The organism is Parabacteroides sp. KHUB-03 (assembly GCF_056640975.1).
This window is the reverse complement of the sequence record NZ_CM153257.1, coordinates 2,031,051-2,049,418: the sequence shown is the minus strand read 5'-3', so window position 1 is coordinate 2,049,418 and position 18,368 is coordinate 2,031,051. Positions and strand designations below refer to the sequence as shown.

Annotated in this window: 15 protein-coding genes and 1 riboswitch; of the genes, 7 read left to right on the top strand and 8 right to left on the bottom strand. The window is 40.0% G+C overall.

All coding sequences use genetic code 11. The features are described 5' to 3' along the window. Nucleotides 1-3 precede the first annotated feature (3 nt). Entirely contained in the window at nt 4-1,581 is a 1,578-nt protein-coding gene (locus ACYIB7_RS08835; protein ID WP_480338466.1) for a PAS domain-containing sensor histidine kinase, read from the top strand. On the opposite strand, the gene ACYIB7_RS08830 is transcribed toward ACYIB7_RS08835, so the two are convergent. From ACYIB7_RS08830 to ACYIB7_RS08800, 7 genes are all read right to left on the bottom strand, one after another. Next, nucleotides 1,566-2,390, bottom strand: coding sequence for a transporter substrate-binding domain-containing protein (locus tag ACYIB7_RS08830; protein ID WP_103982035.1), 825 nt, complete (start codon nt 2,388-2,390; stop codon nt 1,566-1,568). The two genes, ACYIB7_RS08835 and ACYIB7_RS08830, sit on opposite strands and share 16 nt — an antisense overlap. A 32-nt stretch (nt 2,391-2,422) precedes the next feature. Continuing rightward, nucleotides 2,423-4,510, bottom strand: a complete 2,088-nt coding sequence (locus tag ACYIB7_RS08825) for a putative porin (protein WP_480336805.1) — start codon at nt 4,508-4,510, stop codon at nt 2,423-2,425. A gap of 137 nt (nt 4,511-4,647) precedes the next feature. Then, the gene (locus ACYIB7_RS08820; RefSeq protein ID WP_099465518.1) at nt 4,648-5,190 is read right to left on the bottom strand and encodes a 2-oxoacid:acceptor oxidoreductase family protein; all 543 of its coding nucleotides are present in this window, start codon (nt 5,188-5,190) and stop codon (nt 4,648-4,650) included. A gap of 7 nt (nt 5,191-5,197) precedes the next feature. Then, nucleotides 5,198-5,962, bottom strand: coding sequence for a thiamine pyrophosphate-dependent enzyme (locus ACYIB7_RS08815; protein WP_099465385.1), 765 nt, complete (start codon nt 5,960-5,962; stop codon nt 5,198-5,200). A gap of 60 nt (nt 5,963-6,022) precedes the next feature. After that, nucleotides 6,023-6,193: a hypothetical protein gene (locus ACYIB7_RS08810; RefSeq protein WP_200817923.1), complete on the bottom strand. Its 171-nt coding sequence runs from the start codon at nt 6,191-6,193 to the stop codon at nt 6,023-6,025. A gap of 13 nt (nt 6,194-6,206) precedes the next feature. Further along, nucleotides 6,207-7,292, bottom strand: coding sequence for a 3-methyl-2-oxobutanoate dehydrogenase subunit VorB (locus ACYIB7_RS08805; RefSeq protein ID WP_103982304.1), 1,086 nt, complete (start codon nt 7,290-7,292; stop codon nt 6,207-6,209). Nucleotides 7,293-7,309: 17 nt separating this feature from the next. Next, the gene (locus ACYIB7_RS08800; RefSeq protein WP_099465384.1) at nt 7,310-7,543 is read right to left on the bottom strand and encodes a 4Fe-4S dicluster domain-containing protein; all 234 of its coding nucleotides are present in this window, start codon (nt 7,541-7,543) and stop codon (nt 7,310-7,312) included. A gap of 134 nt (nt 7,544-7,677) precedes the next feature. Then, a riboswitch (TPP riboswitch) is annotated at nt 7,678-7,775 on the top strand. Nucleotides 7,776-7,837: 62 nt separating this feature from the next. Here ACYIB7_RS08800 and ACYIB7_RS08795 point away from each other — a divergent pair. Both ACYIB7_RS08795 and ACYIB7_RS08790 read left to right on the top strand, forming a co-directional pair. Further along, a complete protein-coding gene (locus ACYIB7_RS08795) occupies nt 7,838-8,608 on the top strand; it encodes a sulfide-dependent adenosine diphosphate thiazole synthase (RefSeq protein WP_103982033.1) in 771 nt (256 codons plus the stop codon). Nucleotides 8,609-8,749: 141 nt separating this feature from the next. Next, the gene (locus ACYIB7_RS08790; protein WP_480336803.1) at nt 8,750-10,978 is read left to right on the top strand and encodes a hypothetical protein; all 2,229 of its coding nucleotides are present in this window, start codon (nt 8,750-8,752) and stop codon (nt 10,976-10,978) included. Between the two features lie 103 nt (nt 10,979-11,081). Here ACYIB7_RS08790 and ACYIB7_RS08785 read toward each other — a convergent pair whose 3' ends face one another. Next, on the bottom strand, nt 11,082-12,044 hold the full coding sequence (locus ACYIB7_RS08785; RefSeq protein ID WP_480336802.1) for a hypothetical protein: 963 nt from the start codon (nt 12,042-12,044) through the stop codon (nt 11,082-11,084). A 335-nt stretch (nt 12,045-12,379) separates the two neighbouring features. Here ACYIB7_RS08785 and ACYIB7_RS08780 point away from each other — a divergent pair, with 335 nt between their 5' ends. From ACYIB7_RS08780 to ACYIB7_RS08765, 4 genes are all read left to right on the top strand, one after another. Then, a complete protein-coding gene (locus ACYIB7_RS08780) occupies nt 12,380-12,772 on the top strand; it encodes a DUF6769 family protein (protein ID WP_103982031.1) in 393 nt (130 codons plus the stop codon). Nucleotides 12,773-12,883: 111 nt separating this feature from the next. After that, nucleotides 12,884-14,062 carry an efflux RND transporter periplasmic adaptor subunit gene (locus ACYIB7_RS08775; protein WP_103982030.1) on the top strand — a complete coding sequence of 393 codons (1,179 nt, stop codon included), beginning with the start codon at nt 12,884-12,886 and terminating at the stop codon, nt 14,060-14,062. Between the two features lie 11 nt (nt 14,063-14,073). Continuing rightward, nucleotides 14,074-17,181: an efflux RND transporter permease subunit gene (locus ACYIB7_RS08770; protein WP_480336800.1), complete on the top strand. Its 3,108-nt coding sequence runs from the start codon at nt 14,074-14,076 to the stop codon at nt 17,179-17,181. Between the two features lie 3 nt (nt 17,182-17,184). Continuing rightward, nucleotides 17,185-18,366 carry a TolC family protein gene (locus ACYIB7_RS08765; RefSeq protein ID WP_103982028.1) on the top strand — a complete coding sequence of 394 codons (1,182 nt, stop codon included), beginning with the start codon at nt 17,185-17,187 and terminating at the stop codon, nt 18,364-18,366. Nucleotides 18,367-18,368 lie beyond the last annotated feature (2 nt).

Below are 18,368 nucleotides of genomic sequence, written 5' to 3'. Positions count from 1 at the left end.
AGTATGAATAGTGGTGAAGATATTAATAATCTTCAGTTAAAATTAGAAGAAAAAGCAAAAGATAGCCTTGAACTTCATGAACTGATTAATACTATTTTAGATCATCTTCCGCTGGGTGTTTTTGTTAAAGATGCAGAGGATCAGTTCCGGTATCTTTACTGGAATCGTTTTATGGAAGAAATTACTGGTATTAAAACATCAGCCATAGAGGGACATAATGATTTTGAAGTGCATTATGGTGCGGTATTGTCAAAAGAAGAACGTTTGAAAACGGATCTTGAGATTCTGAAAACCGGTAAAACACTCGAATTTCAGGGACGGATACAAACAACATCCGGTACATATAAAGATATTGAAATTACAAAATTTCCAATATTCCTGAAAAATGGAAAACCTTTGCTACTTGCCTTATGGCGTGATGTTACTTCCAAGCGAGAAGTAGAAAATGCACTAAAAAGGACTCGTACGTTAACCAAGATGGCATTACGTACAAGTGATATCCGCACTTGTTCTATTTTTGTAAATCCTAATAGTAAATTAAATTATGAAGATTCCATAGTAAGCCTGAATAACTGGGATACGAATGATGAAGAAATGGTAAACGTGCCATGGAAAGTGTTTGCGTCCAGAATACACCCGGATGATTATAATTTATATATTGAGAATTTCCTAAGGCTTTGCCGTGGTGAGGTTAAAGAAACGAAACAAGAAGTCCGGGTAAAATATCCCGGATCGGAAGATTATACATGGCGTGATACTTCTGCTTATATTTATGAATGTGATGAAAATGGAGATCCTACTGTTTTATTAGGCTGTTCCACAAATATTCAGAGCCGTAAAGATCAGGAATTAGGTATGGAAAAAGCTCTTCAAAAGGCGGAAGATGCAGATAAAATGAAGTCTAAATATCTGGCAGATATGAGCCATGAGATTCGTACTCCGTTAAATGCAATTACAGGTTTTGCCGAATTGATGGCGTTTGCCGATTCCGATGAAGAGCGCTTATCTTATTATGAAATTATAAAGACCAACAATCAGCTTTTGATGCAGCTTATCAATGATATTCTTGATTTGTCGAAGATCGAAGCCGATGCTATTAAAATAAACTACACTCCGGTAGATATAAATGAACTGATGGACACTATTTATGCATCGGCAAAATTGCGTGTAGTCGGAAATGTGACAATGAAATTAGAAAAAGACAAGCCTGCCTGTAAATTTGTAGCCGATCAGATCCGTTTATTGCAGTTGGTAAATAATCTGGTAAACAATGCTATAAAGAATACGAAAGAAGGCTGTATTACTATCGGATATAAAAGCTTGCCGGATGAACTGTATGAGTTTTATGTACAAGACACCGGTGTTGGTATTGCAAAAGAGAAAATGGAATCCCTTTTTAATCGTTTTGTTAAATTGAACGATTATGTGGAAGGTATAGGTTTGGGGTTAGCTATTTGCAAAAGTCTGGTTACAAAAATGGGAGGTTCTATTTCTGTGGAATCCAAGTTGGGAGAAGGTTCCCGTTTTTCATTTATATTGCCTTGCCATAGCAAAGATCTCAAATATCATCGTTTCCCGTAATAACGTTTGTATATCTTGTCATATAAACCATTTGCGCGTATTTGGTTGAACCAGCTGTTTAAACTATCCAGTAATACCGGTGAGTCCTTACGTACTGCCCATGATTGGAGTTGTGTAAAACTAATATCCGTATCAATATCTATTTCAGGAAGTTGTTCCTTGGACAGACGAGCCATTTGTTGATCACATACTGCATAATCTATGTCTCCTTTAGCTACCATAATAGCTAATTGTTCGGACGAATAGAGCTCATCTTCTTCTACATAAATAGTATCGCCGATTTCTATTTCCAGATTACGGAGACGTAAAAGGGCAGGAGAGTCTTTGGGTATATATAAAGTCTTTTTAGCTAAATCCAATTGATTGCGAATGGGCTGTTTACCTTCGTTAGCTTCGGCTGTACGCTGAACTAATACTTGTTTGTTTAATACGATTGGCTCTGTAAAGAGATACTCTTCTTTGATTTTACTTGTAATCGGGATGTTGCGGGCAATGATGTCGCATTTATTATCAGATAATTTTTTAAAACTTTCGGCGAGGCTCATTTCCAAATGAGTTTGTACTTCTAACCCGGATAACTCGGCAATCGCTTTACCCAATTCATATTGAAACCCTTCTATCGTATCTCCTGATATGAAATAGCCGGACTGGTTGTATTCGGTTACCATTCTTAATACTCCTTCTTTTTTGATCTGCTCATAGTCACGAGGAGGTATTTCATGTGTTTTATGTTGCCATAACATGATCATGGTTGAAACAGCAATAACCAATAAGATAAAATAAAGAATCAGCAATTTCTTATTTCTCATACCATCTAATTATTGATAATTATACGTATGTATTAATTATTGAACATAACAGCTACACCCATCTTGAGTACCATCGGATCAAGAGGATAGTGCGATAGAGAGAAGTAGTTCGGGTCTACAAACTTGGAGCTTAAGTTATATGCCATCACAAAGAAACGGGCTTGTTTCAGGTGGAAATTGGCATAGGCGTTTATTAATGGATAATTACCCACTTTAACTTGTTCATTAGGTCTTTGCAATTGGAATTGTTGCGTAGCCGGTTCATAGTATGGTGCATAATAAGCTGTATTGTAATACATATTTGCACCTAATTGTATGGTTAAAACTTTTGCCAGTTTAAATGCAACATACATGTTTGTATATAAACTAAGCTGAGGTAAAGGTAATACTTCTTTATCACTGCTTAACTGGTAAGCAACTTCATTTTCCCATCCAAAGGCACGATATTTCAGGTCTTGTTTTAAACGGGCAGAGATAACTTGAATGTTCCCGTTCTTTTGTTCTGGGTATCCTTTATGATTGAAGAATATATAATTCTGTATACTTTCCACTCCGGCGGATAGTTTTGTTTTTGTTGATTCCAGATTGATCTCTCCACCGGCGTATACTTGTTGTATTTTTTTGAAGTCGTTATCCCACCAAAAAAACGAAGAATGGAAATGACGCACATAAAAAGCCGGGTTCACATTCTTTATGTACGCATCAGCTTTGATAACAGCATCTTTTTTGAATAAAGTAAAACGGGTTTGCAGATTTCCTGTTACACGTAATTCTCCTACATCACTACCGAATAACCCTAATTCTCCACGTGCATTGAACGTTAGCAACCGACCCTGGCTTTTTGATAATTCAGCACCGATGAAGGATGAAAATTCATCATAAATTTGTTGCGTTTTTGGAGTCACGAGAATTTGAGTACCGGATATCCCGTCTTCTGTGTCATAAGCTGCAGGTAATTTAAAACGACGTTTCTCAAAGTTTATGTAAGCTGTTAATCCGAATTTTACCCAATCCTGGAATCCTTCCCGCAATGATAGCCCCAATGTGTTGCTTAAACTCCAATAGGATGTACGGTCTTCTACCACTTGCTTGTTTTCTGAATTTTCCGTATCTATAAAATGATCAACATAACAGGTGTCGATACCTTGATCTCCGGAGCCAAAATGTCTGCGGTTGTCTTTATATTCAAAAGTGTGAATGATGCTGGATACAGGTACAAATACTTTTTTTGCGTTGCCTTCTTCATCCGTTTCATCCAATTCGCGTTCAAACCCTAAATTGTATCTTTGGGTAAAGAAATATTGCTTACCACGTACGCGATTCCAAGTATCGGAAAAACGTACGGGAAAAGCTTTCGTGTCGGTTGCACGTTTACTGTCGAAACCTTCTACCGGATTGTCCGGGTTTGTGATGTACCGATCGTTTGTGAGCCCTCCGTTTTCTTTATTAATAAAGTTGAAGTTGCTCAGATAGGCATATAAGTCGTATTTGTCGGAGAGATAGCTCCCGAATAGCCGGTAACTCAAAAGTTTGTTCCCATTTGATTCGTAATGGCCACGGCTGTAAATATAGTCCAAGTCGCCTCCTATATTTATCTTTTTCCCAAAATTCAGGGTAAGAGTTCCTTTTAACCGTTCATCCTTATTCTGGCTGGAACCGGCCGTAGTGTACATAATATCCGTATATGGGATTTTTGTGTCGTAAAAATAGGCGTTTTCGGGTGTCGTGATATAGTAATCATACGGATCGGCAAAAATGAAATCACGGGCTTCTTTCCGTTCAAAAAACATTCTTGTTTGGGCGGCCGAACCAATGTTTGCCTGATAGCCTACAGCTAATGACTTACTTTCAACCAGGGTAGAATTTGCATAATTAAGTCGTCCCGTATCTAAAGGGGCAATGTAAGGCTCTCCTAATAAAGGTGTAAGATGATAAGCAATGATACGTTTGGATTTTAATGCGGCACTGTCTACTGCCAGCAGACTGTCGGGTATATCTTTTTTTGCCGATGAAAGATTTGCTAGCGAGAAACTGCCTCGTCCACCTCCTTCCCGGCGATCCTGTGCTGACATAGTTACGGTTTCACACAGGAAGAGTAATATGAATAAATAATACTTCATGGGCTGCAAAGATAATAATATACCTCTTTTGAATTCAAAAGACGGGACTTTTTAAATGTTAAGACAAGACTTTTACACTTAAAAGACGGGACTTTCGATGCCAAAAGAGGTATCCTTGTTTTTGCAGAGTTTGCAAATTATATTTTCTTGATAATTTCCATTCCTTTTTTTATGGCTGTTTCGTTCATCGGTATTAGCTTATGATGCCGTTCGGGCAAAGATTTCTTTAACCCAAGCAGTACATTTTCTAATTTTACCATTGGAACGATTTTAAGCAGACCTCCAAGGATAAGCATATTAAATGCTTTTTCATTCTTCATTTCCGTGGCAACATCCATAGCATCTACGCGATAGACAGAGATGTCCGTACGTTTTACGGAAGTATGGATCCCGTAACCGTCATAAATAAGAATACCGCCCGGCTTTACTTTACTTTCAAATTTATCCATTGATGGTTGATTCAATATGATAGCAATATCATATTCGTTCAGAACAGGAGAACTTATACGGTCATCACTTAAAATTACTGTCACGTTGGCCGTACCGCCACGTTGTTCGGGACCGTAAGAGGGCATCCAACTTACCTCTTTTCCTTCCATCAACCCGGAGTAAGCCAATATTTTACCCATTGATAAAACTCCTTGGCCTCCGAAACCTGCTATAATTATTTCTTGTTTCATCTTACTATTATTCAACATTTTTTAAGTCACCTAACGGATAGAAGGGGAACATGTTCTCTTCCATCCATTTGTTTGCTTTTTCCGGTGTCATTTTCCATCCGGACGAACAGGTAGAAACAAATTCAACAACCGAGGTTCCTTTGCCGGACATTGAATTTTCAAATGCTTTACGCAACATTTTCTTTGCTTTCTTTACAGCTGCCGGAGTTTGTACGCTCTGACGGGTTACCAGGCAAGTTCCTTCCAATTCTGCAAGTAAATTACTTATTTTAAGAGGATAGCCGTTTAAGGCAATATTACGTCCGTACGGACAGGTCGATGTAGGCATGCCTTCCAACGTGGTGGGAGCCATTTGTCCTCCGGTCATACCGTAAATAGCATTGTTTACGAAAACGATCACGATATTTTCTCCGCGATTGGCTGCATGGATAGTTTCTGCTGTACCAATAGCAGCCAGGTCACCGTCTCCCTGATAAGTAAATACCATTTTTTCGGGATTTAGCCTTTTTACGGCAGTGGCAATTGCCGGTGCACGTCCATGAGCAGCTTCAAGCCAATCTATATCGAGATAATTATAAGCAAATACGGCACATCCTACGGGGGAGACACCTATTGTTTTTTCTTCCATATCCATGTCGGCAATTACTTCGGCAATAAGCTTATGTATAACACCGTGGCTGCAACCGGGGCAGTAGTGCATGGAATTTTCATTCATTAATCTGGGTTTTTCATATACCAGATTTTCCGGTTTAATTATTTCGTTGAGTTCCATATGAATAATTTTTCAATTTGTTAATATGCCAATGGATTTGCTCTAAAGACCAGCATATTATTAATTAATAAACCTTACTACGTATTGTGCTAATCTCAGTACAATAGCAGCTCCGCCACAATACAAGAATACACTGCGGTCGTTAACTGCAAAATAACATATTACGGCAGCAATAGCCAATAGCATAAAAAGCAATGTCAGTATTTCGTCTATTTTACTTCCACGTTTCATAAATTGATAATTTTTAATTCTCAATTATCAACGTCTTTAATGCATCCAATACTTCATCCGGAGTAAATACGATACCTCCTAAACGTCCGAAATGCTCGACTTTTACTTTACCGTTTACAGCCAGGCGAACATCTTCTACCATTTGTCCGGCATTTAACTCAACAGAAAGCATGCCTTTTACCTGACCGGCATATTTTGCAATTATTTTTGCAGGGAACGGCCACAAAGTGATAGGACGTAATAAACCCAGTTTAATGCCTTCTGCACGGGCATTCTCTACTACTTTCTGGCAAATACGTGCTGAAGAACCGAAAGCGATCAGCAAATACTCTGCATCGTCACAAAAGAACTCTTCATAACGAACTTCGTTTTCTTCGATTTTTTTATATTTAGCCTGAAAGCGGATATTATTCTCTTCCATTTTTGCCGGATCCAGCTCAAGGGAAGTGATAACATTAGACTTGCGATTGGCCGTTTTTCCCTGTACAGCCCAAGGACATTCTGCAATAATTTCTTCTTCGGTTCTGCGTTTATGGAATGGAGGCATAACCACTTTTTCCATCATCTGGCCAATGATACCGTCTGCTAAGATGATAGCAGGATTAGAATATTTGAACGCAAGATCAAAGCCTAAACCAACAAAGTCTGCCATTTCCTGTACGGAAGAAGGAGCTAGAGTTATTAACCGGTAGTCGCCGTGTCCGCCGCCTTTTACAGTTTGGAAATAGTCGGCCTGACTGGGCTGGATTGTTCCCAGTCCCGGACCTCCACGCATTACGTTTACAATCAGACAGGGAAGTTCTGCTCCTGCTATATAAGATATACCTTCTTGCTTCAGACTTATCCCCGGACTGGAAGACGAGGTCATTACCTTTTTTCCTGTTCCGGCTCCACCATACACCATATTGATAGCAGCCACTTCACTTTCTGCTTGCAAAACTACCATTCCTGTAGTTTCCCACGGCATTTCAGCCATAAGGGTTTCCAAAATCTCGGACTGAGGAGTGATCGGGTAACCGAAATATCCATCTACACCATAGCGGATTGCAGCGTGCGCGATAGCTTCATTACCCTTCATTAATTTTATATCTTCTGCCATATCTTTATTTTCAACTTTCAATTATCGATTTTCTTTTTGTAGATGGTTAAACAACCGTCCGGACAAACCCAACCACAACTAGCACATCCTATGCATGCATCCGGATTTTTCATGTACACATAATGGTACCCCTTGTTGTTAACTTCCCTGGGATGTAGTTCCAGTACATCTGATGGGCAGGCTACAACGCAAAGGTTGCAGCCTTTGCAGCGTTCCGTGTTTACAACAACAGCTCCTTTTATCTTCGCCATAATTATTCTGTTTAAAATCTATTGTTTCATTCAAGTCGCCAAAGTTAGCAAAAACTTTGAAAAGTGTTTCCTTTTCGCTGTAATTAGTAACCAAATCCTGTCAGAAGAGTGGAAAAATGTACTATATTTGCAACGACTTATCATAGGGGTGCCTTAATATACAGGCTGAGATTATACCCATTGAACCTGATCCGGGTAATGCCGCCGAAGGGAAGAAGGTAGAATGATTGAATAAAAGAAAGCGTTTACCTCTATGTGCTTTCTGATGTTTTTAACTCTAAATTATAATTGGTAATGGAACAGATTGTTTCAACAGGAATTATTGATTCCTATTTTGCAAAGTTAAAGAGTAATTTATCAGTAGACGTAGCTATCGTAGGTGGAGGCCCATCCGGTATTGTTGCTGCTTATTATTTGGCAAAAGCCGGAAAGAAGGTAGCGCTTTTTGACCGTAAATTAGCTCCCGGAGGAGGTATGTGGGGTGGTGCTATGATGTTTAACGATATTGTAGTACAGGAAGAAGCTATGCCTATTGTTAAAGAATTGGGCGTGTCTTATCATGCTGCGGGTAATGGTACTTATATTATGGATTCTGTTCATACCACTTCTGCACTGATTTATCAGGCGACTAAAGCAGGGGCCACAATTTTTAATTGTTATTCGGTAGAAGACGTCGTATTCCATAACGATGCCGTAGCAGGCGTGGTGGTAAACTGGGCTCCGGTAATCCGTGAAGGAATGCATGTCGATCCATTGACTATTATGGCAAAAGCTGTTTTGGAAGGTACGGGACACGATTGTGAAGTTGCCCGCACAGTTGCCCGTAAGAATGATATTAAATTGAATACACCTACCGGAGGCGTGATAGGAGAACGTTCTTTGAATGTGGAATTAGGCGAGTCTACTACTGTAGAAAACACGAAAGAGATTTATCCCGGATTGTTTGTCTCAGGTATGGCTGCTAATGGTGTAAGTGGCAGTTTCCGTATGGGGCCTATTTTCGGGGGTATGTTGATGAGTGGTAAAAAAGCCGCCGAACTGATTTGCGACAAGCTGGGTAAATAACCGGAGGTAATTTTATTTAATGATATATTGGCTTTAGCTGCATTTATATAATGTTTGGCTAAAGCCAATTTTATATTTATATTTGTCTCGTCCGGTTAAAAAACCGGCGTCCAGATTAGGAATATGTTTAAAACCACTATTATGAAGAGTCGACTAATGAATCTTTTTCCGGCTATTTTATGCCTTCTTTTTTATTCGGTTACCACAAATGCGATAACCGGTAAGTCTTCGGATATTGTTATTGAAAACAGTCAGATGCGTCTGGTCATCAGTTCGGATGGCAAGGCACGTAGTTTGATACATAAATCCAGCGGCCAGGAATGTCTGGATACTCAGTCGGAACTCCCGGTTTGTGCTATAACTCAATATAGGCCTTATGATAATGAGAACTTTCTTATGTTTCCGGCCAAGCCCCGCACTTTTCCTTCAAACAAAGTAGAACGGATTGGGGATACCTTGCGGGTTGAATTTGAAGATACATATGATATTGCTTATATACCGATGCATATTACGGATGACTATATCCATTTTACTCTCGACAAGATTGATTACCGTATTGAAGATTTTGGAGTAAAACGCAAAACAGAGATCGATGAATTTACTCTTATGCAATTGCCTGTCCGTAAACGTGAAAATTTCGGTGAATGGCTAAATGTTGTATGGGATGGAGATGTGGCAGTGAACCTTCTTGCAACTTCTCCGTGTACCCGTATTGATGCTTTTCAGCAAAAAAATGCAATTAACTTATATGCAGGCCTTGACTATCAGGTGAAATTGTTTGGAGCCGGTGCTGCATTGATAACCACGTCAAAAGACCGGTTGTTGCCATGTATTGACCGGTTGGAGCGCGATTACAATATGCCGTTGGGTGTTGAAAGCCGGCTTCGCCAGGAATATCCTTATTCTTATTATGAATTGCGAAATGTGACGACTGAAAATATAGATGAACATATCTCTTTCGCGAAAAAAGGCGGTTTTAAAACCATTGTTATTTATTATGTAGACTTTGCGAAATCTTGCGGCCACTATCCCTGGCGCAAGGAATATCCGAACGGAATGAAAGACCTGAAAGAAATAACAGACAAGATATATAAAGCCGGAATGATCCCGGGTTTGCATTTGCATTACTCAAAGGTTGGACGGGATGATCCTTATTTAATGGGGGATAATCCGGATACGCGCTTTAACCATGTGCGTAATTTTACTTTGGCGCGTCCGGTCGATTCTACTTCTACAGTTCTTTATATAGAGGAAAATCCGGAAGGAATACAAATGGAAAAGAACCGTACATTGCTTCAGATAGGAAAGGAGTTGATATTGTATACAGGCTTTACTACCACTCCTCCATATCAGTTAACCGGTTGTACGCGCGGTGTAGGCGGCTCTGTTCCCCGTGTTTATGATAAAGGCGAAAGATTCGGGCTGTTGGATGTAGACGACTGGCCTTTATTTGTCCGTGTAGATCAGAACACCGGCTTACAAAAAGAAATAGCTGAAAGGTTAGGGCAGATATATGAAGGTGCCGGTTTCCGCTTTGTCTATTTTGATGGCGCCGAAGATGTTCCTATGCCTTATTGGTATAATGTATCCCGCTCCCAATTGGCTGTTTATAATGAATTAAGTCCAAAACCATTATATGCCGAAGGCGCTTTGAAGTCGCATTACGGATGGCATATTTTGAGCCGTGGAAATGCTTTCGATATTTTTCCGCCGGAACGTATTCGTCCTGCAATGAAGAAATATACAACGCGTGCGGCACGTCAGATAGCAAAAGATTTTACATCGGTCAATTTTGGTTGGGTAAATTATCTTGCTCCTTCGGAGAAAACAATCGGCATGCAGCCTGATATGTATGAATATATATGTAGCCATGCGGTTGCATGGAATAGTCCTATTTCGTTGGTAGGTAACCTGAATGATCTGCGGAAACATCCTCGTACGGATGATAACCTCCAAGTTATTCGCTGGTGGGAGGAGGCCAAGTTGAAGGGAGTTTTTACCGAAGCGCAGAAAGAAATGCTGAAAAATCTTGATCAGGAATATATCTTATTAAAAGATAAGGGCGGGCGGTATGACTTATATCCTTATAAACAAATAACTACAGATGCGGAGCTTCCTATCCGGGCATTTGTTTTTGAGAAACATGGTAAAACATGTATTGTGTATTGGCATATGTCGGGAAGTGGAGAAGTGGTGTTGGATATAGACAAACGTAAAATCCGCTTGTCGGATGTTGTAGGTAAACGAATCCCGATACGTGAAAAAGATGGTAAGGTTGTTATACCTGCTGCCGGACGTTTATTCCTGGATATTGACTTGCCTGTAGAAGAAGCTATTTCTTTATTCAGAAAGTCACTGGGATTGCTTTGATTAAAGCTTCACTTTTGTTTATTATAAATCGCCCCGATCATTTTATAAAATCATCCCGATCATTCGCAAAAAAGATCGGGATGATTTAAATAGCTGTTCGTTTTTATAAAGAATTGACGATTTTTCTCTGTTCTTTGAAAAAAAGGATACGTTGCATTTCTCCGCTTTCCGAAATCAAAGTGGAAAACTTTTTTAAAGATTGCAGCCACTCTTTCTGTAAATCGCAGAAATCTTTGTCCATTGAGGTAATAGAGTTGATTGCATATACACGAATGAGGCTCAATTGGATGTTATTAGCTTCGAAATAGCTGTAAGTTGCTTCAAAACTTATGTTGGATATATATATATGTACATCTTTTCCCGTATTGAATTTACCTTTAGTTGCAACTTCTTCCAGTTTATCCAGTAAATCCAATAATTCTTGTTTCAGGCATGAAAGCTCTTCTTCTGAAATGAGGTGTATGCTTACAAAATATTTTATATTGTTCACAAGCGAAAAAAACATCATGTTATCCCATATATAATTTGTAGTATGAATCCGTTGTGTTTCATAGATAAAATCATTCTGGGCATTAATCAACTCGTCGGACAATTTCAGTTCCGAAATTTTTTTGATACAATTTACTTTTTCGTGCTGATACATCCACATGAAAAGCCGGAAGCGTGATAAATTGTCATATTTCAGATAAAAAGTCTGAGGTATGATATTGGATGCCGTACTTAGTTCTGCTGCGGGATTATCTCTGAAAGCCTTGAATATTTTTACATAATGGTTGATAATTGTGTAATAGCTTTTTATCGGGTTTGCATGGTGTATCATATTCAGATTGAACATAGCGTTGTTTTGTGCGCTACTACTGGCTATGTGGTCTAAAGATACACCCAGTTTTCGTGAAATAATGATTGCTTCATTGAATGTGAAAGGTACTTCTCCACGCATACGCCGGTAGACAGCTTCTTTCCCGATGTACAGAATATCCATTAAAGTGTTGGCTAAATTTATTCCATCGGGTATTTTTTCTTTCATTGCTTCAATTAACCCGTTGTTTAATACATCGATTGTCATTTGTAAGACTCCTATGTTAATTTGTTGACTATTATATTTGTAATAAACAAAACTACAATCCGTTTGTTTCGAAAAACGCAAACTTTATCTTTTTTACCGGATAAAGTTTCGTTTTACAAGCCAACCTGTTTGGATACTTGTCAAACTAGAAACTTATTTCTTCTGTGATACATTTTATTAGCTACAAATACCTGAATGAACGGACATAACTTTGTAATGTTGAATAAGAATGTATAATTTAATATGAAAGAGAAGGTGGGCGATTTATAATGAGGAATTTACGAATATAGTTGTATCTCTTTCAAATAAAAAAAATACTTTATATCTTTGTTGCGATGTTGAAAAAGACAAAGAAATATATTATTCGATATGTGATGCTTCTGGCAGGTATCGTGCTGTTGATGTCAGTAATAGTTCCGCATCATCATCATGAAGACGGATTTCCTTGCTATAAATCGTTAGCAGAATCGCATCATGCCAATACGACACACGGATGTTGTTGTGACGGACACAACCTTGCCTTTTTCTCATCATTACAATTGCACGTAACAGATATGGATGCCAATATGCATCTTTTCCCCCTGTTAGTGTTGTTTGATTATGTAAATCCTCCCGAACCGCTTTTATGCGATTGCCCTTTTCATAAAGAAGGTGCCGTCTATATAGAATCGCTGCACGATACGTGGATCGTATCGGCGTCCGGACTGCGTGCCCCTCCTGTGTGCTAAAATAAACTTTTTCGGATGAAATTTAAATTTCTTTCGAAAGAAATTTTGTTTTCTCCCGGAAGGATTGTTTTTTCCTTCCATAATAATAAGCACAAAAAATAAATCACATTTATGAAAAAGATATCAATCTTATGGGTGCTTTGCGCCTACATTTTTGCCGGATGTGCAGGAAATGCTTCACAATCCGGACATGAGGGACATGATCATTCACATGAACAAGAAGCCCATGACCATGAACACGAAGAAGCAACCAGTGAACATATTCCCGGTGAGGTGATCTTTAATCAGGCATTGGCGGAAGCTGTTGGTTTGGAAACAATAGATTTGCAGCTTGCCCCGTTTACCAATGTTGTTAAGACAAGCGGACGCGTAATGGCGGCTCAGGGAGACGAATCGGTTGTGGTTGCTACTGTGCCCGGTGTCGTTACGTTGGGCAGTCTTCCTTTTGTGGACGGAACATCTGTACGTAAAGGCCAGGCTATCCTGAGCCTTGCTTCCAGTGGCATTTCTGATGGTAATATAGCTGCCAAAGCTAAGTATGCTTACGAGACGGCGAAGAAAGAATATGAGCGTATGGAGCAATTGGTTGGCGATAAGATTGTTTCGGCCAAAGATTTTGAACAGGCCCGTTTGAATTATGAGAACGCAAAGGTGGCCTATGAAGCTGTGGCCGGCAAACAAACGGCAAACGGAGTATCTGTGGTTTCTCCTATCAATGGTTATCTAAAAAATATACAGGTGAAGGAGGGCGATTATGTTTCCGTAGGTCAGCCTATTGCTACGATTTCACAAAACAACCGTTTGGTGTTGCGTGCCGAAGTTTCGGAAAAGTATTACAACGAGCTGCCGGCTATTACGTCGGCCAATTTCCGTACTCCGTATGATAATGCCACATACAAATTATCCGAACTCCACGGACGTTTGCTTTCCTATGGTAAATCGTCTGATTCAAATTCTTTTTATGTTCCTGTAACATTTGAATTTGATAATAAAGGAGCCGTTATTCCCGGTTCTTTTGTGGAAATTTATCTGCTATCGTCTCCTATGGAAAATGTATTGAGTGTACCAGTGTCTGCATTAATAGAAGAACAGGGAGTTTATTCTGTATATGTTCGTTTGGATGAAGAAGGTTATCTGAAGAAAGCGGTTACCCTTGGGGCAGACAATGGCTCGGAAGTGCAAATCCTTTCCGGTTTGCAACCAGGAGATAAGGTGGTAACCAAAGGTGCATATCAAATTAAGCTGGCTTCGGCTTCCAATGCTATTCCGGCACATTCTCATAGTCATTAAATCCGATAGTCATGCTGAATAAAATTATATATTACTCGCTGCATAATCGGCTGGTTGTTTTGGTTTGTGCCGTGTTACTGATGGTTGCCGGAACCTACACTGCGTTTAATACGGATGTGGATGTGTTCCCGGATTTGAACGCTCCGACTGTTGTTATTATGACGGAAGCAAACGGAATGGCGCCCGAAGAGGTAGAACGTTTGGTTACATTTCCAGTAGAAACTGCAGTAAACGGGGCAATGGACGTACGTCGCGTACGTTCGTCTTCTACGACAGGATTTTCTATTGTATGGGTGGAATTTGATTGGGGGACAGACATATACCGTGCCCGTCAGATTGTATCTGAAAAGCTTGCTGTTGTAGGTGAAAGTCTTCCTGAGAATGTGGGTAAACCTACACTAGGTCCGCAATCTTCAATTTTGGGAGAGATGATGATTATAGGACTCACTGTAGACAGTACGAAGAAAGAAGTTGTGCCTACTACCGAGATGGGTTTGCGTACAATTGCCGACTGGACGATCCGTCCTCGTTTGCTATCTACAGGAGGTGTTGCTCAGGTTGCTGTTATAGGCGGTGATATTAAAGAATACCAAATCTTATTGAATCCCGATAAAATGAGGTTTTACGGCGTTGGTCTGGATGAAGTACTGACTGTTTGCCGCAATATGAACCGGAATGCTAATGGCGGCGTGTTGTATGAGTTTGATAATGAATATATCATCCGTGGTGTTCTTTCTACTGCTAAAGCAGATGAAATTGCCAAAGGTGTGGTTAAGACAGTGGATAGTTATCCGGTTACTTTACAGGATATTGCTACTGTTAAAGTAGGTGGTAAGAGCCCGAAGTTAGGTTTGGCTTCGGAACGTACAAAGCCAGCTGTGCTGGTCACTGTTACCAAGCAACCTAATACAAGTACAATAGACCTGACAAATAAATTGGATGGCATTATTGCAGACTTACAAAAAAGCTTGCCTGCTGACGTGCATATCTCAACGGATATTTTCCGCCAGAGCCATTTCATCGACAATTCTATCAATAATGTGAAGAATAGCTTGTTTGAGGGAAGTTTCTTTGTTATCATCGTGTTGTTTATCTTTTTGATGAATGTACGTACAACAGTTATTTCACTGGTAGCACTTCCGCTTTCATTATTGGTTACTATTATGGTACTCCATTACTTAGGGCTGACGATTAATACCATGAGTTTGGGTGGTATGGCAATCGCTATCGGTTCTTTGGTGGATGACGCGATTGTGGATGTAGAGAACGTATATAAACGGATACGTGAGAATCGTTTATTACCTGAAGGAGAGAGACGTTCTATCCTGGAGGTTGTTTTTGACGCATCTCGTGAGGTACGTATGCCGATATTGAACTCCACGCTGATTATTGTAGTCAGCTTTGTGCCTTTGTTCTTTTTGCATGGAATGGAAGGCCGCATGTTGATTCCTCTGGGCATTGCTTTTATTGTATCGCTGTTTGCCAGTACAGTAGTTGCACTGACGTTAACTCCGGTTTTGTGTAGTTATCTGCTGAATAGTTCTAAAGGAAATAGTGCTGCAGCTTTGAAAGAATCCTGGGTGGCGCTAAAACTGAAAGTTGTTTACGGCCGTGCATTGAAAGGTGCATTAACTCATTGGAAAATAGTAGTAGGATCTACGTTGGCGCTTTTTGTGGTGGCACTGATTGTGTTCTTTGGTTTGGGGCGTAGCTTCTTGCCTCCGTTTAATGAAGGTTCGTTTACCATTAATGTGAGCACGTTGCCAGGTGTTTCTTTGGATGAATCGGACCGTATGGGACGGCGTGCGGAGGAATTATTGATGCAGGTTCCTGAGATACAGACTGTAGCACGCAAAACCGGTCGTGCCGAGCTGGATGAACATGCTTTAGGTGTGAACGTTTCCGAAATAGAGGCGCCTTTTGTATTGAAAGACCGTAGCCGTGATGAGGTAATGAACGATGTTCGTAAGAAACTTTCCACTATTAGCGGAGCTAATGTAGAGATAGGGCAACCTATTTCACACCGTATTGATGCGATGCTTTCGGGGACGGAAGCTAATATTGCAATCAAGCTGTTTGGTACGGATCTGAACCAGATGTTTGCAATCGGTACTCAGATTAAAAATGCCGTTCAAGGTATAAACGGGCTTGTGGACTTGAAAGTGGAACAACAAATAGAACGTCCGCAGTTAACTATCACTCCAAAACGTGAGTTGTTAGCCAAGTTTGGTATTCCTCTTCCCGAGTTTGAAGAGTATGTTAATGTGATGCTGGGTGGAGAAGTTGTCAGCCAGGTTTATGATGACGGTAAGACATTTGATTTGACCGTGAAGACTTCAGATGCCAGTCGCGCAACAATGGAAGACATCAGGAACTTGATGATTGATGCGGATGGTAAAAAAGTGCCGTTGAGTTATGTCGCTGATATTCGTTCGGTAACCGGGCCTAATACAATTAACCGCGAGAATGTGCAGCGTAAGATTGTAATTAGTGCTAACGTTTCCGGTCGCGATTTGCGCGGTGTGGTAAATGATATACAGCAAAAAGTTGAGCAGAGCATCAAGTTACCGGAAGGTTACCATATTGAATATGGCGGACAGTTTGAAAGTGAAGAAGCGGCTAGCCGTACATTGTTATTTACATCGTTTATATCACTCTTGGTTATCTTTCTGCTATTGTATAATGAATTTAAGGATGCAAAAGAAAGTGGTGTTATTTTGTTGAATTTGCCTTTGGCTTTGATAGGTGGGGTTTTCATCCTGTGGTTTACTTCAGGTGAAATCAGTATTCCGGCTATTATCGGTTTCATTTCGCTGTTTGGTATTGCAACACGGAACGGAATGTTATTGATAAGTCATTATACGCAGTTACGTTCCGAAGGCTATGCCTTGAAAGATGCTGTTATACAAGGATCGTTGGACCGTTTGAACCCGATCCTGATGACTGCGTTAAGTTCGGCGCTGGCTTTGATCCCATTGGCGTTGAATGGCGATTTACCGGGTAATGAAATCCAAAGTCCGATGGCCAGGGTGATTCTGGGAGGTTTGTTGACTTCTACTTTCCTGAACGGATTTATTATACCGATTGTTTATTTATTGATGAATAAGAATAAGGAGTAAATTATGAAACGATATATTATTATAGCTTCATTGGCTTTTGTGGCTTTTTCAGGTTCGGCGCAGACTTCTATAGATCATGTTCTCCGCAGTATTGAAGAGAATAATAAAGATTTGAAAGCAAACAGCCAACTTACGACAGCAATGAAGCTGGAAGCGAAATTGGATAATAACCTGCCTGACCCTTCGGTATCATATGTACATCAATACGGTAATAGGGAAGGTATGGGAATCCAAGGAGAGTTGGTTGCATCACAGTCTTTCGATTTTCCTTTGGTTTATGCCCAGAGGAATAAGCTGGCGAAAACGAAATCGGTTGGAATGGATAGACAACATGCCGGGTTTCGCCAACAAATCTTATTGCAGGCAAAAACGGTTTGCCTGGATTTGATTTTGCTTAACCAACAAAAAAAATTATTGGAAACGCGTTTGCAGAATGCCAAACAGTTATCCGAGTTGTATCAGACGCGTCTTACAACAGGTGATGCCAATATTCTGGAGACGAATAAGATTGATCTGGAACTCTTGAATGCGCAAAATGAAGCTCGTCTGAATGAATCTGCGCGTATAGCAAAGCTGCAGGAATTGACAACATTAAATGGTGGCGTTCCCATTTCTTTTACTGATACGGAATATGCTTCGGTTTCAGACATTCTTTCTTTTGAAGATTTGAAGCTGGAAGCGATGGAGGCTGATCCGCAACTGCTTTCTTTGCAGAGTGCACAGGCAACGGCCTTACGGCAGATTAGCGTAAATAAAGCAAAAGGCTTGCCGGGTTTTGAGTTGGGTTATCGTTTGAATATGGCTACCGGCGGAGAACGCTTTAATGGCTTTTTGGTAGGAGTATCCATTCCGTTGTTTTCTAATCGGAACAATGTGAAGCAGGCAAAAGCGCAGAGCTTGTATGCCGACTTGCAATTGGAGAGTACTACTTCTTCGGTGGAGAGCGAATTGTATCAATTATATAACCAATCGGTTGCGTTGAAGACTTCAATGGATGAATACGATCAGGTGCTCAAAAGTCAGAATAACTTGGCATTGCTGAATAAGGCCATTCAATCCGGACAGATTTCCATGATTGAGTATTTTGTGGATGTAACCACTTATTACCAGAGTATGCAAAACTATATGCAGTTGCAGAACGAATACCAAAAAGTAATGGCTCAGTTGTATAAATATAAATTATAAAA

Coding starts and splice junctions, on each gene's coding strand:
- ACYIB7_RS08825 (WP_480336805.1), bottom strand. CDS start 4,510: ATGAAGTATTATTTATTCATATTACTCTTCCTGTGTGAAACCGTAACT.
- ACYIB7_RS08835 (WP_480338466.1), top strand. CDS start 4: ATGAATAGTGGTGAAGATATTAATAATCTTCAGTTAAAATTAGAAGAA.
- ACYIB7_RS08820 (WP_099465518.1), bottom strand. CDS start 5,190: ATGAAACAAGAAATAATTATAGCAGGTTTCGGAGGCCAAGGAGTTTTA.
- ACYIB7_RS08810 (WP_200817923.1), bottom strand. CDS start 6,193: ATGAAACGTGGAAGTAAAATAGACGAAATACTGACATTGCTTTTTATG.
- ACYIB7_RS08790 (WP_480336803.1), top strand. CDS start 8,750: ATGAAGAGTCGACTAATGAATCTTTTTCCGGCTATTTTATGCCTTCTT.
- ACYIB7_RS08795 (WP_103982033.1), top strand. CDS start 7,838: ATGGAACAGATTGTTTCAACAGGAATTATTGATTCCTATTTTGCAAAG.
- ACYIB7_RS08815 (WP_099465385.1), bottom strand. CDS start 5,962: ATGGAACTCAACGAAATAATTAAACCGGAAAATCTGGTATATGAAAAA.
- ACYIB7_RS08785 (WP_480336802.1), bottom strand. CDS start 12,044: ATGACAATCGATGTATTAAACAACGGGTTAATTGAAGCAATGAAAGAA.
- ACYIB7_RS08770 (WP_480336800.1), top strand. CDS start 14,074: ATGCTGAATAAAATTATATATTACTCGCTGCATAATCGGCTGGTTGTT.
- ACYIB7_RS08775 (WP_103982030.1), top strand. CDS start 12,884: ATGAAAAAGATATCAATCTTATGGGTGCTTTGCGCCTACATTTTTGCC.
- ACYIB7_RS08830 (WP_103982035.1), bottom strand. CDS start 2,390: ATGAGAAATAAGAAATTGCTGATTCTTTATTTTATCTTATTGGTTATT.
- ACYIB7_RS08780 (WP_103982031.1), top strand. CDS start 12,380: ATGTTGAAAAAGACAAAGAAATATATTATTCGATATGTGATGCTTCTG.
- ACYIB7_RS08805 (WP_103982304.1), bottom strand. CDS start 7,292: ATGGCAGAAGATATAAAATTAATGAAGGGTAATGAAGCTATCGCGCAC.
- ACYIB7_RS08765 (WP_103982028.1), top strand. CDS start 17,185: ATGAAACGATATATTATTATAGCTTCATTGGCTTTTGTGGCTTTTTCA.
- ACYIB7_RS08800 (WP_099465384.1), bottom strand. CDS start 7,543: ATGGCGAAGATAAAAGGAGCTGTTGTTGTAAACACGGAACGCTGCAAA.